General features: G+C 33.0%; 18 protein-coding genes. 4 read left to right on the forward strand and 14 right to left on the reverse strand.

Annotated elements, in window-relative coordinates; all coding sequences use genetic code 11:
- Nucleotides 1-17: 17 nt before the first annotated feature.
- Nucleotides 18-656 (forward strand): YczE/YyaS/YitT family protein, encoded by a 639-nt coding sequence (locus ILS93_RS06140; RefSeq protein ID WP_001241260.1) that lies wholly within the window; start codon nt 18-20, stop codon nt 654-656.
- A gap of 91 nt (nt 657-747) precedes the next feature.
- On the opposite strand, the gene ILS93_RS06145 is transcribed toward ILS93_RS06140, so the two are convergent.
- The 3 genes from ILS93_RS06145 to ILS93_RS06155 all read right to left on the reverse strand — a co-directional run bounded on the left by ILS93_RS06145 (nt 748) and on the right by ILS93_RS06155 (nt 2,805).
- Nucleotides 748-1,065, reverse strand: a complete 318-nt coding sequence (locus ILS93_RS06145; protein ID WP_222660173.1) for a hypothetical protein — start codon at nt 1,063-1,065, stop codon at nt 748-750.
- A gap of 318 nt (nt 1,066-1,383) precedes the next feature.
- The gene (locus ILS93_RS06150; RefSeq protein ID WP_064469414.1) at nt 1,384-1,959 is read right to left on the reverse strand and encodes a histidine phosphatase family protein; all 576 of its coding nucleotides are present in this window, start codon (nt 1,957-1,959) and stop codon (nt 1,384-1,386) included.
- 30 nt (nt 1,960-1,989) lie between these two features.
- On the reverse strand, nt 1,990-2,805 hold the full coding sequence (locus ILS93_RS06155; RefSeq protein WP_064469413.1) for an alpha/beta fold hydrolase: 816 nt from the start codon (nt 2,803-2,805) through the stop codon (nt 1,990-1,992).
- 438 nt (nt 2,806-3,243) lie between these two features.
- Between ILS93_RS06155 and ILS93_RS06160 the strand changes: the two genes are divergently transcribed.
- A complete protein-coding gene (locus tag ILS93_RS06160; protein WP_064475051.1) occupies nt 3,244-5,964 on the forward strand; it encodes a sensor domain-containing phosphodiesterase in 2,721 nt (906 codons plus the stop codon).
- Nucleotides 5,965-6,063: 99 nt separating this feature from the next.
- Here the strand turns inward: ILS93_RS06160 and ILS93_RS06165 are convergent, their stop codons facing one another.
- Genes ILS93_RS06165 through ILS93_RS06180 form a run of 4 tightly spaced genes read right to left on the reverse strand, consistent with a single transcriptional unit; the run spans nt 6,064 to nt 9,417 of the window.
- Nucleotides 6,064-7,128: an undecaprenyldiphospho-muramoylpentapeptide beta-N-acetylglucosaminyltransferase gene (locus tag ILS93_RS06165; protein WP_064475050.1), complete on the reverse strand. Its 1,065-nt coding sequence runs from the start codon at nt 7,126-7,128 to the stop codon at nt 6,064-6,066.
- Between the two features lie 48 nt (nt 7,129-7,176).
- Nucleotides 7,177-7,497 (reverse strand): DUF6572 domain-containing protein, encoded by a 321-nt coding sequence (locus ILS93_RS06170; protein ID WP_064475049.1) that lies wholly within the window; start codon nt 7,495-7,497, stop codon nt 7,177-7,179.
- 25 nt (nt 7,498-7,522) lie between these two features.
- Nucleotides 7,523-8,434 (reverse strand): SDR family oxidoreductase, encoded by a 912-nt coding sequence (locus ILS93_RS06175; protein ID WP_064469409.1) that lies wholly within the window; start codon nt 8,432-8,434, stop codon nt 7,523-7,525.
- Nucleotides 8,431-9,417, reverse strand: coding sequence for a UDP-N-acetylglucosamine 4,6-dehydratase family protein (locus tag ILS93_RS06180; RefSeq protein WP_064475047.1), 987 nt, complete (start codon nt 9,415-9,417; stop codon nt 8,431-8,433). Before ILS93_RS06180 ends, ILS93_RS06175 begins: the two co-directional genes overlap by 4 nt.
- Nucleotides 9,418-9,727: 310 nt before the next feature.
- On the opposite strand from ILS93_RS06180, the gene ILS93_RS06185 reads away from it, so the two are divergent.
- Both ILS93_RS06185 and ILS93_RS06190 read left to right on the forward strand, forming a co-directional pair.
- Nucleotides 9,728-10,906, forward strand: coding sequence for a DUF2515 domain-containing protein (locus ILS93_RS06185; RefSeq protein WP_064469407.1), 1,179 nt, complete (start codon nt 9,728-9,730; stop codon nt 10,904-10,906).
- Complete coding sequence (locus ILS93_RS06190; protein ID WP_222660175.1) at nt 10,869-11,282, forward strand: CBO0543 family protein; 414 nt, start codon at nt 10,869-10,871, stop codon at nt 11,280-11,282. The genes ILS93_RS06185 and ILS93_RS06190 overlap by 38 nt, the downstream gene beginning before the upstream one ends.
- Before the next feature lie 22 nt (nt 11,283-11,304).
- On the opposite strand, the gene ILS93_RS06195 is transcribed toward ILS93_RS06190, so the two are convergent.
- The 7 genes from ILS93_RS06195 to ILS93_RS06225 all read right to left on the reverse strand — a co-directional run bounded on the left by ILS93_RS06195 (nt 11,305) and on the right by ILS93_RS06225 (nt 16,057).
- Nucleotides 11,305-11,730 carry a YfmQ family protein gene (locus ILS93_RS06195; protein ID WP_064469405.1) on the reverse strand — a complete coding sequence of 142 codons (426 nt, stop codon included), beginning with the start codon at nt 11,728-11,730 and terminating at the stop codon, nt 11,305-11,307.
- 21 nt (nt 11,731-11,751) lie between these two features.
- Complete coding sequence (locus tag ILS93_RS06200) at nt 11,752-12,423, reverse strand: LrgB family protein (protein WP_048545914.1); 672 nt, start codon at nt 12,421-12,423, stop codon at nt 11,752-11,754.
- Nucleotides 12,424-12,446: 23 nt separating this feature from the next.
- Nucleotides 12,447-12,803, reverse strand: a complete 357-nt coding sequence (locus tag ILS93_RS06205) for a CidA/LrgA family holin-like protein (protein ID WP_000878487.1) — start codon at nt 12,801-12,803, stop codon at nt 12,447-12,449.
- 30 nt (nt 12,804-12,833) lie between these two features.
- Entirely contained in the window at nt 12,834-14,267 is a 1,434-nt protein-coding gene (gene pdxR / locus ILS93_RS06210; protein ID WP_064469404.1) for a MocR-like pyridoxine biosynthesis transcription factor PdxR, read from the reverse strand.
- A 67-nt stretch (nt 14,268-14,334) separates the two neighbouring features.
- Nucleotides 14,335-15,108, reverse strand: a complete 774-nt coding sequence (locus tag ILS93_RS06215) for an alpha/beta fold hydrolase (RefSeq protein ID WP_222660177.1) — start codon at nt 15,106-15,108, stop codon at nt 14,335-14,337.
- A gap of 23 nt (nt 15,109-15,131) precedes the next feature.
- Entirely contained in the window at nt 15,132-15,812 is a 681-nt protein-coding gene (gene bshB2, locus ILS93_RS06220) for a bacillithiol biosynthesis deacetylase BshB2 (RefSeq protein ID WP_064469420.1), read from the reverse strand.
- A gap of 53 nt (nt 15,813-15,865) precedes the next feature.
- Nucleotides 15,866-16,057 (reverse strand): hypothetical protein, encoded by a 192-nt coding sequence (locus ILS93_RS06225; protein ID WP_000006469.1) that lies wholly within the window; start codon nt 16,055-16,057, stop codon nt 15,866-15,868.
- Nucleotides 16,058-16,186: the final 129 nt, after the last annotated feature.

Here is a 16,186-nt window from a genome sequence, read left to right on the forward strand (position 1 = left end):
TATAGGAGGTTTTAAAGATGAGGCTAACTCTCTTTCGCTATTTTCTTTTTTTCTTGGGATTAATTTTTTTCGGCCTTGGAAACGCCCTTGCAGTCAAAGTTAAATTTCTCGGTTTACACCCTTGGGAAGTTTTAAATATGGCTCTCTACCAAAGATTTGGATGGACCATTGGTACGTGGAGTGTCATATGTGGATTATGTCTCGTTCTCATTTCTTTATTAGTAGATCGAAAATATATAAATGTGGGCACATTTTTAAATGCACTACTTATCGGTCCCATTATGGACTTTTTCTTACAATCAAACATTCTTCCAAACGCTAGTGATTATTTATGGATAAACTTACTCATTTTATTTGCTGGTATTGCAATTACAGGTATTGGGGGAGGGATGTATGTTGCGGCTGGGATTGGTGCTGGCCCTCGAGATGGATTCATGCTTACTATTTCCGACAAAACAGGGCTATCTATTAGTCGTGCTAGAATCATAGTAGAATGTGTTGTACTAGTTATTGGATTTATGCTAGGAGGTCCTGTTTTCATCGTAACTTTTCTTTACACCTTTATTCAAAGTCCAATCTTTCAGCAATCATTTAAGATGTTTCAAACCCTCTTACATACTTTACATAACAAAGAGAAAGTTAGTGAACATATTTAAAATACAACTTAATACAAAGTATTCACCCTATTTACGATTCTCACCGCAAATAGGGTGTTTCTTTTTTTATCTCACAATTTAAGAATACATACTATTTATTTACAATAAATATATATATATCATCATAAATACAACCATTTACTTTAATAACATACTTCCCTGGTTTACTAAAACTAATTGTGTATTTATTTAACTGGATTGCTTCTTTATCTCCAGAAAGAATATCAATACTTCTACCACTCAATACATAAAATTCACTTTGATTCATCATTACATCAATTGCATTGAAATTTCCTTCTTTCACCTGCTGGGTTTCCGCAGCGCTTACACTTGGTTCTAAAAACAGTAGTCCACTTAATCCAATCGTACCTGCTAAAGCTACTCCCGCAAACTTTTTAATCTTTTTCATTACAATGTCCTCCTTATAAATTTTGTGTAAAGGTGATTTCCCCCCTTACACCACAAAGCCTATATGTAATAAAATGAAAAGTAAACGGGGACCGTAAGACAAAATTCTACATCTTTTTTTCCAATTGAATAGAAATCCAACGTTTGGAGTTTTGTCACATTTAAAATTGTTTCCTTAAACCAACTTCCATTTATATTATTCAGAAATTGAATAATTACTTATTAATTTAACATTCTAAAAATAGTTGATAAAAATGCATTCTATAAAAAAGAGTGTGTTTTATAAGTACAAATTAAAACACACTCCATATATGCAGTTTCATTCTCCTATCCATAATCTTTCTACATTCATGAATTGCTCCTCTTTAAATTCCAACTTATATATGTCAGGCTTTGATGTATGTATTAAAAATTCAAACCCATATTGGTTATTGAAGTAATTCATCATTAATGTCATTACAAGTCCATGTGTGCCAATTACAATTTTTTGTCCTTGAAAATTCATTAATATTTTCTTTAACATTTTCACTACCCTTACCTGACAATCCTTATATGACTCTCCTTCTGTTAGTGCAAAATCCGGATCAGAGAACATCTTCTTTACAAGTGGATACACCTCTTTATCTGATATAATCTTATCCTCACTTAAAAACATACACTCTTTGAGATTCTCATATACTACTACTTCTTTTTCATAGAAATCGGCTGATTTTTCTATCGTTAACACAGCCCTCTTATACGGACTTGAAATGAAAGTATCGATTCCCTCTGTTTTTAATATGTCTGTTACTCTGTGAGCGTCTAAACTTCCCTTTTCAGTTAAACCACGTGTTCTTTCACTCCCTTCTAATTTTGATGATTCACCGTGCCTAACCATATAAATATATGTATTCATACTTCCTCCTTGAAAATATTCATTCGTTTTTTATAAATTTTGTTGTTTTGTTCGTGTAATCCATTCTCCTACTAAACTCTCGAATAGTTCAGGCTGTTCAATTTGCAAATTATGTCCCGCCATATCAAGCACCGCTAATGTTGCTCTTGGATAATCTTCAATAATTTCTATAATATCTCGATAACCTACCGATATATCTTGTCTTCCTGCTAATAAAAGAACGGGTTTCTCATATTTCTTTCGGTGAAACTCCATAGTAAGAGAATAATTTTTTTGCAACCTTTCAATAAATTCATAATTAGCAACATCTAACCCCGGCTTAATTTCTTCTTTAAATCGTTTATATGTATATTCATTTGCTACCACTGCTAACTCGCTAAATTCTTTTCTTTCGGTAGAAGTTAACGTATTTAAAAACTCCTTATCTTGTACAATTATCTGTTTATCCGGTAAACGTCTTTCTTTTTGCAGCGCAACAACCACAGGACATATTAATAATAATCCATTGACTCTCTCAAACATTTTTGAAAGTATCCCTCTAGCTAAATATCCGCCGAAAGACTCTCCTACTAGTAAAAAATCTTTCTTTGGAATGATTTCTTCAATAAATATAGTTAACACTTCTAATATATGATCTGAACTATTTATCCAATCTGGAGCGTTCGACTTTCCCATTCCAGGTAAATCAATATATATTCGTTGATAACCTTCATATTTTTGAAATACTGATTCCATACATTTCATCATTAACCTATGATCCGGCGCACAGCCATGTATGATAAGGACCGGTTTCCCCTCTCCAACAATTTCATAGTATATTTCCGCACCTTTCATTCGCCATAACATAAAAAGTCCTCCCTATTTAGTGAAAATACTATCCACTCTGTAAGAATACATGTTCTTATTTTATATCCCTTTGTAACATTTTTACAAATGTTAATTTTCAGATTAAAAATAAAAACCTTACTTAAAATAGCCTATAACAATCAAAAGATCAGCTAGAAAGAGGATTCTCATCATTTTATATGCAATTGTGCATCTCCACTTACAAATTACTAAAAAACCTTTACAATTCAAAGGATGACTAAATATACAATTTCCATTTAAAATCTTGATGAAGTACATATTATCAAACTCAATATTTTTCAATTTTAAGAAGTATTAAACTCTTCAATAGTTTCCTTATAAACAAGATTTTTACAAGGAAATCTGATACAATTCTTAAATAATATTATTATGTATAGATATTACGAATATAGTGCATAATTAAAGAAGGTGATTTTATTGAAATTAAATAAAAATTTACAACTATGTATATTAATTGGAACATTAATATGCTATTCAATCTATTTTATATTTTTTTATCTGTTCCCTACTCATTTTTCAAATTCGGATGTACGCTTCGCTTCACTTATCGTTGAAGCCATTACATTTGTATCACTAATTTATTCTATATATTCTAAAAAAGTCAGTTCAAATCCATTTTGGGTATGTATCACAATAGCAATTGGGAGTTTTTTATTAGGAAAAATAGTATATACATATCAAGATAGCTTCTTCGAAATTCCAATACATCGTTTTACTATTTCTGATGTATTTTACATGTTTTTTCTACTCTTTTGTCTTATCGCTTTCAGTTATAAAATTTTAAAAGAATGCGATAAATGGGAAAAAGCGTTCTTTATTTGTGATATATGTATAGTACTTACTTCCATATTCACATTAGAGTGGTATTTATTTAATCAGCCAAATTTAAATATATTCTCTCTTTCACTAGGAGATGTATTCCTTTCATTTCTATATCCAATTGCAGATTTATTATTTCTTCTACTAGGCGTTAGTCTCTTTTTCCGTCCGACAATTTTTAATTCTAAACGGAAGATTTATATCTTTATTTTTGTATTAATAAGTTCTGCAACTTTTAACTATATTTACTTTTACTTAAATAACCATTTATCAACTGAAACGATAACATTATTACGTCTTTTATATAGAATACCTATATTATTTATTGCAATAGCTGGATCTATTTCAGCAGATCGTAATAGCCATAAAAATTATTTCATTGTTAACCCTATAATAGGAAAAAAGGCTTTAGTTGTATTTCCCTATCTTGCTGTTGCAATACTAATTGGGTTTACATTAAAAGAACAAACATCATCTTCAACTCTCATTACAGGAAATTGTATTACTTTTATTTTCGTACTCATTCGTCATTCTATTGTACGTATGCAAAACAATTCCCTAACGAAACGTTTACAGGCATTTAATGCGCAACTAGAAGAAAAAGTGACTTTACGGACTTCTGATTTAGTTCATAAATCAGAGGCTCTATCTCAAAAACAACAAAAGTTTAAATCGTTATATGAATATCACCCTGATCCTATTTTTACAATTGATTTACATGGCGTATTCTTAAATGTAAATCAAGCCGGGAGTATACTACTTGGGGCACCAACGAACGAGTTACTCGGTGAAACATGTTTTTCGATTATTTTAGATGAAGACAAACATAAACTAACATCTGCATTAGAAAAGGTGAAACAACAAGAATCGGCATACTTACAACTAAGTTCTAAATATAAAGATGGTTTTACTTATTTCTTATACGTTACCATCGTCCCTATTATAATAGACGGACAAATTTCAGGAAGCTATATTATGGTAAAAGATATTACCGCACTAAAAAAGCAACAAGAAGAAATAAAGTATTTAGCATTCCATGATACTGTAACAAAGATTGGAAACCGTGCCTTTTTCCATAAGAAATTAAAAAGAGTTATAAAACATGCTAAAACGACAGAAAGCGAGTTTGCATTATTATATTTAGACTTAGATCGCTTTAAAGCGATTAACGATACACTTGGACATTCGGCAGGAGATCACATATTAGAAGAAGTAGCGAAGCGATTCCAATCATGTCTTCCATCACATACTCATCTGTCAAGAATCGGTGGCGATGAATTTACAATCTTAATTGAAAACTATACTGACGAAGATTCCTTATTCGATTTATGCAACCAGTTATTTGAATGCATGGAAAAACCGTTTGTCATACATGAGCATACATTAACTTTATCACTTAGTATCGGCATCGCTATTTATCCACATTCCGGAATCGATACCGCTACACTTTTGAAAAACGCTAATGTTGCAATGTATGATGCAAAGGCAAAAGAGCTTAACTCTGTCTCTATTTATGACGATGTAATCGCTAAAAAAATTGAAAGACGATTACGATTAGAAAAAGATTTACCAAACGCAATACAAAATGAAGAATTGTTCCTTTTATATCAACCTCAAGTTGATAGTGAATCTAATAAAATTATCGGTGCAGAAGCTCTAATCAGGTGGAATCATCCTGAATTAGGCGTTATTTCTCCATACGAATTTATTCCGATTGCAGAAGAAACACTACAAATTATTCCAATAGGAAAATGGACATTGCAGCAGGCCTGTGAGCAAATGAAACGTTGGCACACACTCGGATATTCTCATTTGAAAATTGGTGTAAACTTATCTGCTAAAGAATTTGAACAAGAAGATTTTGTAAAGTCTATTTCTTCTACATTAGCAACTACATGCTTACCGGCAAGTTCTCTCGACCTTGAATTAACAGAGCGCATTGCAATGATGGATGAGCGAGAAACATTGATAAAGCTCCGCACACTAAAGAGTTTAGGAGTTCACATTTCAATCGACGACTTTGGTACAGGTTATTCTTCACTAGCGTATTTACCTTTATATCCAATAGATACGTTAAAAATCCCAAGAGAATTTATAACAATGTCTGAAACGTGTGAAGATGGAATGGAAATTATTAAAACGATTATCACATTAGCACATACATTAGAAATGTCTGTCATTGCTGAAGGTGTAGAAACGAAAGAACATGTGAATTTCCTTCAAAAAAATAAATGTCAGTTTATTCAAGGTTACTATTATAGTAAACCTATCCATACTCATGCATTTACTGAGCTATTAGAAATCGGTATTCACCCATAGTATATAGCTAATATGGATAAGTAATAATGAATTTGAACAACTATAGTAAAAAGGAAAGAAGATACCTTCTTTCCTTTTGTTTTTTTATTTAAATTTCTATTACTTCACCACTTCATTTATTATATCTATTAATTGACGAATCCCCTCATCATTTGTTTTCTTATATCCATTCATGTTTTGAATATATCTCTCCTTATTTGTATGCAACTTATTTATTGCATGTATGAATACATTCGTACTTATTCTGTCCTGGAGTATAACTTCCGCATATCCTTGCCGAGAAAAATATTCAGCATTTAAAACTTGATCTCCCCTACTGGAACTGTTAGTTAACGGGATAAGCAACATCGGTTTCTTCAAAAATAGCAATTCAGAAATAGCAGTAGAACCCGCTCTAGAAACTACAACACTCGCCATATTTAGTATATGCGGCAACTCGTCCCCTATATACTCAAATTGCATATAACCCTCCATACCAATAGATGAATCCACCTTACCTTTACCGCACATATGAACAATATTAAAATTTAATAGTAATGTTTCCAAACTTTCCCTTACCATATCATTTATCCACTTAGCACCTTGACTCCCACCCATAATTAACAATACTGGTTTATCTTGCTGAAATTTACAATAGCTTCTTCCCCGCAATACGTTGCCCCTCTCAATTTCTTCCCTTACAATTGGTCCTACATAAACCTTCTTCTCATTACTGACAGTTTCTCCTGTCTGAGGGAATGTTGTGCATAGTTTTGTAGTAAAAGGTAATGCTATTTTATTTGCTAATCCTAACGTACTATCTGGTTCACGTATTATTACAGGCACTTTATTCATCCACGCTCCTATTACTACAGGAACGGACACAAATCCTCCTGCCGAAAAAACAACATCTGGTTTTATTCGTTTCATCAATTTATAACTTTGTATGCAACCTTTTATTATTTTAAAAGGATCTTTAAAGTTCTCCCAATCCCAATATCTCCTAAGCTTCCCCGTTGAAATACTATTGTATTTCACATTTTGAACTAATAGTTTTTCAATTCCATTTTGAGATCCAATATACTCAACTCCCCATCCTTTTTCCATAAATTTAGGAATCAATACCATATTAATCATTACGTGTCCGGCTGTACCGCCCCCAGTAAAGAGAATCTTTTTATTCATAATTTATATCCACCTTTATCATTAAAAATCTTGTTTTATACTAATCTATTAAATGTAAGTAAACTTACTATTATTTATATAAACATGTAACTCAAATCCTATATCTTGCAAAAAATCTTTAATGAGATCATAAAAATCATTTCCATACTCACTACATTCATAATGAGCAAAGACTTGAATTACATGCCTAGTTCCTGGACCTATTACTGGATTTTTCCTATCATCCTTTTTACCTTCCACATAGGCTCGACATTTATTTATCGCCTCATAGATACACAAAACATGCTCTTCCTCATCTTTCCAGTCCAGCGTATCAACAATTAAAAGAAATAGCGTATTTTGATTATCTATTGTTTTATAGCCATTCATATATTTCTTACACCCTTTTTATTTTTCATTGAATGCAGATTTCACTACACTTCGCATACTCGAGTACATCTTTTAATGATTGATGGAATTGAATTTCTGGGACCCAACCTAACCTTTTTATATCCTCTATTACTAAACTCTCATTTGATTCGCTCCCACTATGCTCGGCTTCTTTTATGGAAAAATTCAGCTGTGTTAATTCTTTGTATTGTTCTAGTACATCTAATAAAGATCGTTTCACTCCTGACCCGACATTATATTGTTTTCCATTTATCCCATCTCGTAATAACACATGATACGCTTTAACCGCATCACGTACATCTAGAAAATCCCTACTATCTTTCAAACTGTTTACTTCAATAATTGCTTCACTTTTGTTCGACTCTATAGTTATCATTTTTTTTGCAAGAATAGAACAAATACCATTCGATACTCCTGGACCAATTAAATTCGAGGGCTTTGCAATGATAATATTTGAATTCATTAATTCACTCCACGCCTCTGCAATAATGATTTGCATCGTTTTACTTAAACTATATGGATTTGAAATTTTTATTTTGTTCATACTATCTGCTTGCAAAGCAGATCCTATAACCAATATCCTACAATGAGGTGCTTCTTGCTTAATTGCTTCTAATAAATATAATGTCCCTATTACATTAATCTCTACATATTCAAGAGCGGCTGTCCAAGACTCTATGACCGAATTCTTTCCTGCTAAATGCAATACATAATCTGGCTTTATTTGTTTCATTACCTTCATTACTTCGCTCTTATTAGTTAAATTACAAGTAATACCATTCCCAATTATTTCTCTATGCGCACGATTTTGAAACATGGGAATTACATGAAAACCCTGCTCTAAAAAATATTGACAAGCATGGCGTCCTGTGAAGCCATTTGCACCAGTTATTAAGAGCTTCGCATTTTTTTTCATCGTAAAAACCCTCCTTTTAATAACATTTGTTTCACCTCGTGTTTTGCAAGTAAGTCTTGTTGAGAACTAAAACTCTTCACATCTACTAGCGGATAACTAGTATAATATTCTTGCAGCCCTTCTATAGGAATAGTCGGTAGTACCACAAAATAATTTTGATCAAAGCTTATACTTGTTTTACTCTCTACCTCAGATAAAAGCATTTCACTTAATTTTTCACCCGGCCTTATCCCTATCTCTTTTAACTTCACGTTTTCTTTTTTTGAATCTTCAATTAACACTTCTGCTAAATCTGTTATTTTACATGCTGGCATTTTCATGACAAAGATTTCTCCACCTCTACCTTGATATACGGCTTTAAATAACAATCCAACAGCATCTTCAATCGTTAAGAAAAATCTAGTCATATTTGCATCGGTAATCCCTACTTGTGAAGATTTTTTAATTTGGTTTTTAAAAAGTGGTACCACACTTCCGCTCGTCCCTAAAACATTTCCACCACGAACACAAATAAATTTTGTTTTCTTCGTTTGCATATTCGCATGAACCATTAACTTCTCACCAATTGCTTTTGTCATCCCATACGTATTTGATGGGTCAGCTGCTTTATCCGTTGAAACATATATAACTTTCTCAACTTGCATCTGTATAGATGCTTCAATTACATTTTGTGTACCATGTATATTAGTTTTTATAGCTTCATAAGGATAATACTCACATACTGGAACATGTTTTAAAGCTGCAAGATGGAATACATAATGTACACCTTGGCATGCATAGGCTATTTGATCTTTATCACGAATATCTCCAATAATAAATTTTAACCTATCATCATTTATAAACTGTTGCTGCATTTCAAACTGAACCGTTTCATTTCTTGAAAAAACCCTAATTTCTTTCGGGGATTTTTCTAATAGTTGTTTTATAAGTTCATGTCCCCACGAACCTGTACCACCAGTAATTAAAATTATTTTATTCAGCATCTCTTTTCCTCCTACCAAACATTTCAATTCATATAGTATTTATAAAATTTATTGAAATATTTTCAATTGATTTAAATCATAATCGTCGTTTGTTACATTTAATTGACAAAATAAAAAAACAGGAACTATTAAAAATAGTTTCTGTTTTTTTATTTCACCTCACAACAGTAAGATTTTTTATACTTTTTGCATGATAACTAAACCTTTGTAAAAAACACCGCTCATTTATTTCTTATACTCGTAATAAAATAAATAGAATGATTCATAGCCAATAATCATGTTTAAATTTATGAAAAATGGAGGTAACGGAATGTACCGAAGCAATTCAAATCATACAGATAACGGACCTTCCAAAGCACTGCCTCTCTCCCTATTTGATGTAAAAAATGAATTAAAACAAAAAAGCAAACTCATACATTCTGGCACGATGTATAAATTAACGAAAGAAGAGCAACTCATCATCAACAACATAAAAATACAAACAGAACAACTAAATAAAAATAATGTGACAAGAACACGCGCATACTACCAATTTTACATTCAATATCCAGAAATACATTGGGCACTACTTGGGCATATGGTATCACGTAACGGCGGTTGGAATATGACTGATTTAAAGGGCGATTTATATACGAAAATTTTATCAGAGAAAGATCAAATCACATTTTTTTCTTTTTTAGAAAGAGGAAATTGGCTTATTTTCCAAGATGTATATCCTCAATTTCTGCTTTATGAACAAAGTGTAAAAAGAGCACAAAAGCTATTTCACCTTCTCCCTCACCTAAATGTTTCTACATTTATGGAAACGATGTGGAACGATTTTTGGAAAACAGGTAACAAAAAAACATTAGCTATTGCAACTATTATTAATGAACAAAACTACTTAGAAAAAAGAGTGATTCAAAATATACAATTTAAAAAGACTGTACTTAATAGTATTGGATTTAAACTCTTTGATTTCTTTCAGTTTAATCATATCCTTTTCCCATTCTACGAAAATGATAAGAAACACAAAGTATTACTATTTGGTGATACAATGAAACATTTTACTTCCTTACACGAACGAATCTTAATTGGAAAAAGGTTGTATTCATTATTATTTCGAGACACACATGTTTTATCTCAAATAATAAGCTGGGCCCAGCACCATCCGCATACAGGATCAAGGAAAGATTACTGGCCCCATTTATTCTCAAGTGTAAATGAATCTTTTTCCCGTGAGTTTTATAAACGTCGAATAAAGAAATGCCAGTTGCGTACTGGCACCTATCGTATATACAGTCCTGCACTTATCTATGCATGGCGAGATATGAAGCATGAAGAAGTTGACAGTGAAGATTGGTTTACGGACTGGCAAGTTGTAAATTACTTAGTAGATAAGGAGGAAAATATAAATGGACAAATTACAGAAGACTACTGTAAAACACTCGAAAAAATTGAGTTGGCAATTCTTGCAAAGAAAAACGTCCTCCTTCGAGAAGAAGAATGATTTTCTAGCATTAGCAGTTACAATCTTACTCTCTTCTATTATCGGCACTTGCTTAGATGCTTTCTTTGTTGCAAAACAAATCTATTCCTTTCCCGTTAGACCATTCTCATCCATATTTTCAGTTAACATTGGCTTTACTTTGTTTGTACTACCGATTTTAACAACGCTTTTCATACAAATTTCAAAAACATTATCTGCAGTTTCTAGAATTTTATTTATTGTTTCAATAGGTATTTGTGCTAGTATTTTTGAACAGATTGCAGAAAGATTCGGTTTCTTTATTCATAGCGTAGATTGGAATCATACATACTCTTTATTTGGCTATATGATTTTCTTTTCTTTTATTTTGAAAACATATCATTTCATACAAAAATAAAGAGACCATAATCGATCTCTTCTTAAGCATAATCTTCAGTTATTGTTAATGATATAGGATTTTGAAGACTTTTTGAACGTAAACGATAGGCAACGATTTTCTTCTTATATTGCTTGATTACATCAACATGTTCCTCATGGCTATACAGAGAAAATCTAATCTCTTTATTCCCTTTCTTCGTATTAATAACGATTGGTGTTCCTTCCCCGTGCGGTGGGAAATAATGTTTATCTAAAAATAAAGCCTCATTAAATTCATGAATAACTTGTAGTTTCATTTCTCCCACTATATTTTTTCCATCTATCGATATAGAGGTATTCTCTTCTTCAAGTTTTTGATGCAATTCAAATCTACTAATAATTGATTCTACAACAGAAGTTGGCATACTAGAAACTAGTACTTTAAGAGCGCCAAAAATAAATAATGTAACTATAAACCATGTTGTCATTTTCATCATCTCCATTATATTTTAAAATATAAATTTCGTTCCATAAGGTATAAATATACTAATGAGTATTCCGGTTACAATCATCGTCACTGAACCGATCGTCGCCTCTTTCTCGCCTTCCTTCACGAGACGGCTCACACCAATAATATGTGATGCGCAGCCCATCCCCACTCCTTTTCCAATCGTACTTGTTATACGGAAAAACTTAAGTACTGTTGGTCCGATAATAGCACCTGTTATTCCTGCTACAACTACAAAACTAGAAGTCATAGATGGAATACCACCAATTTGATCCGCTAATGAAATGGCGATAGGCATCGTCGCTAATTGCGGCAGTGTTGTTAATATGAGTTCCTTATCTATATTTAACATTCCGCCTATCACTACATTCATACTCGTTAAAGCCACTATACCTACCGCTACGCCGATAAGTATCGACAAAAAATTTTTCATAAGTATATTTCGCTCTTTAAATAAAGGTATCGCTAACGCTACAATTGCAGGACTCAATAAGCCGGAAAGAATGTCTCCCCCATTTTCTCTATACTCATGATGAGAAATACCCAAAATCAGAAATAAGCAAATCATACTTGCTGTAACTGTTAACACCGGTAACGTAAATGGAAACGGAATTTTTTTATATAACTTTGTCGCCAATACATACATTACTACAGTAATAATAATTAAGACCATTTGCATCTTGCACCTTGTCGATTTTATTTTTTTGATGCTACTAATAATTGACTTATATACCCTGAAACAATCAATGTTACTATTGTGCTTGCAACTACTAAAAGGAATATAACACTCCCCTTACTGAAAAGAAAAGACCCATATTCCATCAGCCCTGTTGTCGAAGGAATTAGAAATAACGGTAAAAATATAATTAACTTTTCCGCACCTTCCTCAAACCACTTTAATGGTAAAATACGAGTAGCAAGGAGTAAAAACAGCATTAACATCCCTATTAAACTTCCTGGCATTGATAAATGGAATACTTCCTGAATCCACGTACCAACTAAGCTAAATACATATAGCACGCCTACTTGAAGTAAAAGCGTCACGTACTTCATTTCTTTCCCTCATTTCAATATGCATCACTATTATGAAATCTCGTTTAATGTTTCCGCAAACCTCGTGATTCCCAGTTGAATTTGTTCGACATCTACTCTTCCAAAAGTAAAACGAATATATTCACTTTTAGTACCTAAAACACTTCCTGGGACAAACGCTACACCATTTCGTATAGATTCGCCTAATAAATGATATTCATCAAACGTTCCTTGCACTTTGCACCATAAATGTATTCCACCCTCTGGAACAAAAAATTCAACCTGGTCCCCCAATATTTCTTCGAGCTTTCTAATTAACACATCTCTTCTTTCTTTCAATTGTTCACGAAGCATTGCAATATGTGCATGAAAATCTGCTGATTCTAAAAACTGATTTGCCACCCACTGCGTAAATACACTATGGCCAAAATCAACTTGCTGCTTCGCATCTGCTAAACGTTCTATTACACGTGTAGGGCCAATTACCCAGCCAATACGTAATCCTGATGCAACAATTTTTGATAATGAACTTATATAAAGAACATTCCCGTTTTGATCCATTGATTTTAATGTTGGATTCACTTCTCCATTAAATGAAGTTAAACTATACGGATCATCTTCTACAATCGGTATCCCAAATTCAGAAGACAGTTCTAAAATTTTTTTACGTCTCGCCAATGAAAGCACAGTTCCCGTTGGATTTTGATAATCTGGATTCAAAAACACCATACGAATACGATGCTTTTTATGCAAATCAATTAAATCATCTGGATTCATTCCATACTGATCAACAGGTAAATGGAATATTTTTAAGCCAGCGGATTTAAACATCGGCAATGAGAAACAATACGAAGGGTCCTCAATTGCAATCGCATCGCCAGGTTTTAATAAGCATTGAACGATAAGATTAAGTGCCTGTTGTGCGCCAGATGTAATAAGGATAGAATTCGAATCCGCTTCAATTTGTTTATATTGCTGAACATGTGCTGCAATTGTTTTTCTCAACATTTCATTTCCAAGTGGATGGTCATAACCGAGGTTCCCCATAAATGTTTTCTCCGACAAAATCGTTCGGAATCTATCACTCGGAATTAATTCTGGTGACAATTCACCACTCGCTAAATTAATTAAGTCATCTTTTTGTGTTTCCGTTCTAATTTGTTGAACGAGTGGTACATTAGGTAAGAACGATCCATCCTCAACGTACCTACCCCAGTTCGGTATTCGTTTATGTGAAACACCCCATATGTCTGTATTTACCCGTGTTCCGCTTCCTTTTTGCCGTTCTACTACTCCCAGTGATTTTAATTCTTCATATGCAGCTACTATCGTACTTCGGTTCACCTGTAATTCTTTCGCTAACGTACGCTCAGAAGGTAACTTGCTGTCAGAAGGAAACTCACCTGAAGAAATACCCCTTTCAATATAATCCGCTATTTGTTTATATACAGGCGTCTTATCTGCACGATTTGGTTTCCATTCCACCTTCTTGCCCCTCTCAAAACGAAATATACTTGATTTCCTACTAACAGTATTGACTGTAATAATAGTATTAATTAAGCGCATGATTTAAAAACATTTTTACAGTCCTATTAAAGCTAGTCGGCTGTTTTAAATAAGGTAAGTGACCACTACTTTTCAACTCAATGAAAGTTGTATTTTTCAAATGTCGTTCAAACTCTCTTACATATTTCTCAGGGACAAAATCATCATTTTCCCCTCTTATAATTAAAATAGGACATGAAATATTTGATAGAAACGGTCTTTGATCATAGTCCACTAATTCAGCAAATAACCTTTGAATATGCACCGAATTAATTGACTGTAAAGATTGATAAAATCCCCTGACAATTACTTCATTATCTGCTACTCCCATCGCCTTCAATAATGTATCCGCCCATGTTTTTCCGTCATCGTGCAAGCTAAGTAAATCATATACTTCAATTCGTTCTTTTCGATCTTCAGGCTCCAAATAGGGAAATGCATTTACAACAATTAAGCTAGAAACAAAGCCTGGATATTGAATAGCAAAATCGATACCGACTCTAGCTCCTTTTGAAAGACCACACATAACTACTTTTTGTAGCTTTAAATAACTGCATAACTCATACAAAACATTTGTATATTCTTTAAAAGGGATTTCCAGCCCTTCAGATTTCCCATGCCCCGGTAAATCAAGAGAAATCACCGTCCAATTCTCTTTGAAATATTGCCTTTGATATAGCCAATTGTTTGCGTTCCCACCAAGACCGTGTATTAACAATATAACAGGGCCCGACCCTTCTATATTGTAAGAAATTTTCCAATTATTATATTCAAAATACATATTCATCACCTTCAGCTATAACGTCACTTACTCTTATCTTTGAATGAATATATCCAAAATGGTTCCTTTTCTAACCACTCTACTATTTCCGGTACACCTTCTTCATACTCTCTTTTTAGTTCCGTTACTTTCGTCGCAAATTGTGATGCATGTGCTTGCAATGCCTCTAACTTTTTGGGAACATATTCTTTCACTTCATTTTTAAAATGCGGAGGACCTATTTCCGCTTCATGATTCTTCGAAAAAGCTACCGCATAAAATGTTGGCCTTTTATATTCCGGAATATTAGCTAACACCTCTGCTACCGCTTCTCCTGTTGCATCATGATCTGGATGAACCGCATATCCCGGATAAAAAGAAATGACTAACGAAGGATTCAATTCTTCTACACATTTTTGTATTACACATCTTAACTCTCCGGGAGTTTCAAATTCCAGGATTTTATCACGATATCCCATCATACGTACATCTTTAATCCCTAAAATATTTGTAGCCCTCTTTAGTTCCTTCTCTCTTATAACATATAATGATTCACGTGTTGCAAAAGGAGGATTTCCCATCGTCCTCCCCATTTCCCCTAACGTTAAGCAAACATAAGTAAGAGGAACATTTCGCTGCGCATAAGCTAAAATTGTACCTGCCACGCAATATGACTCATCATCTGGATGCGGAAATACAATTAAAACGTGGCGTTCATTTTTTATCAAAATCATACTCCTCCATCATACACAATATTAACCTTTTTCTTTCAAAACTATTAAATCACTACCGCATACCACGTTACCCCAACAAGTAGTACGAAAAGAAGGAGAATATAAATAGTTGATAAGTTTTTCACATTTCTCTTTGTAGACTTGCCGTAATTCTCCTCCACATTTCGTGCAACTAGCACGGTCCCAAACAGCGATACAATTACAATAATAACCACTAGTGAAATTGCAAAACTCATTGTATTTTCACCTCTCTAAAGACAATCTATTTTAATAAAGAACTTCCTCTTTAAAACATTAATAACATACTACCTTTCTTCTCTTATCATAATGTATGTTTGCAAAAAACGGACCAACCACTTTTGTGT

Origin of the sequence: Bacillus sp. 16GRE42, assembly GCF_019837435.1 — a bacterium.
In the GTDB taxonomy this organism is placed as follows: Bacteria; Bacillota; Bacilli; order Bacillales; family Bacillaceae_G; genus Bacillus_A; species Bacillus_A wiedmannii.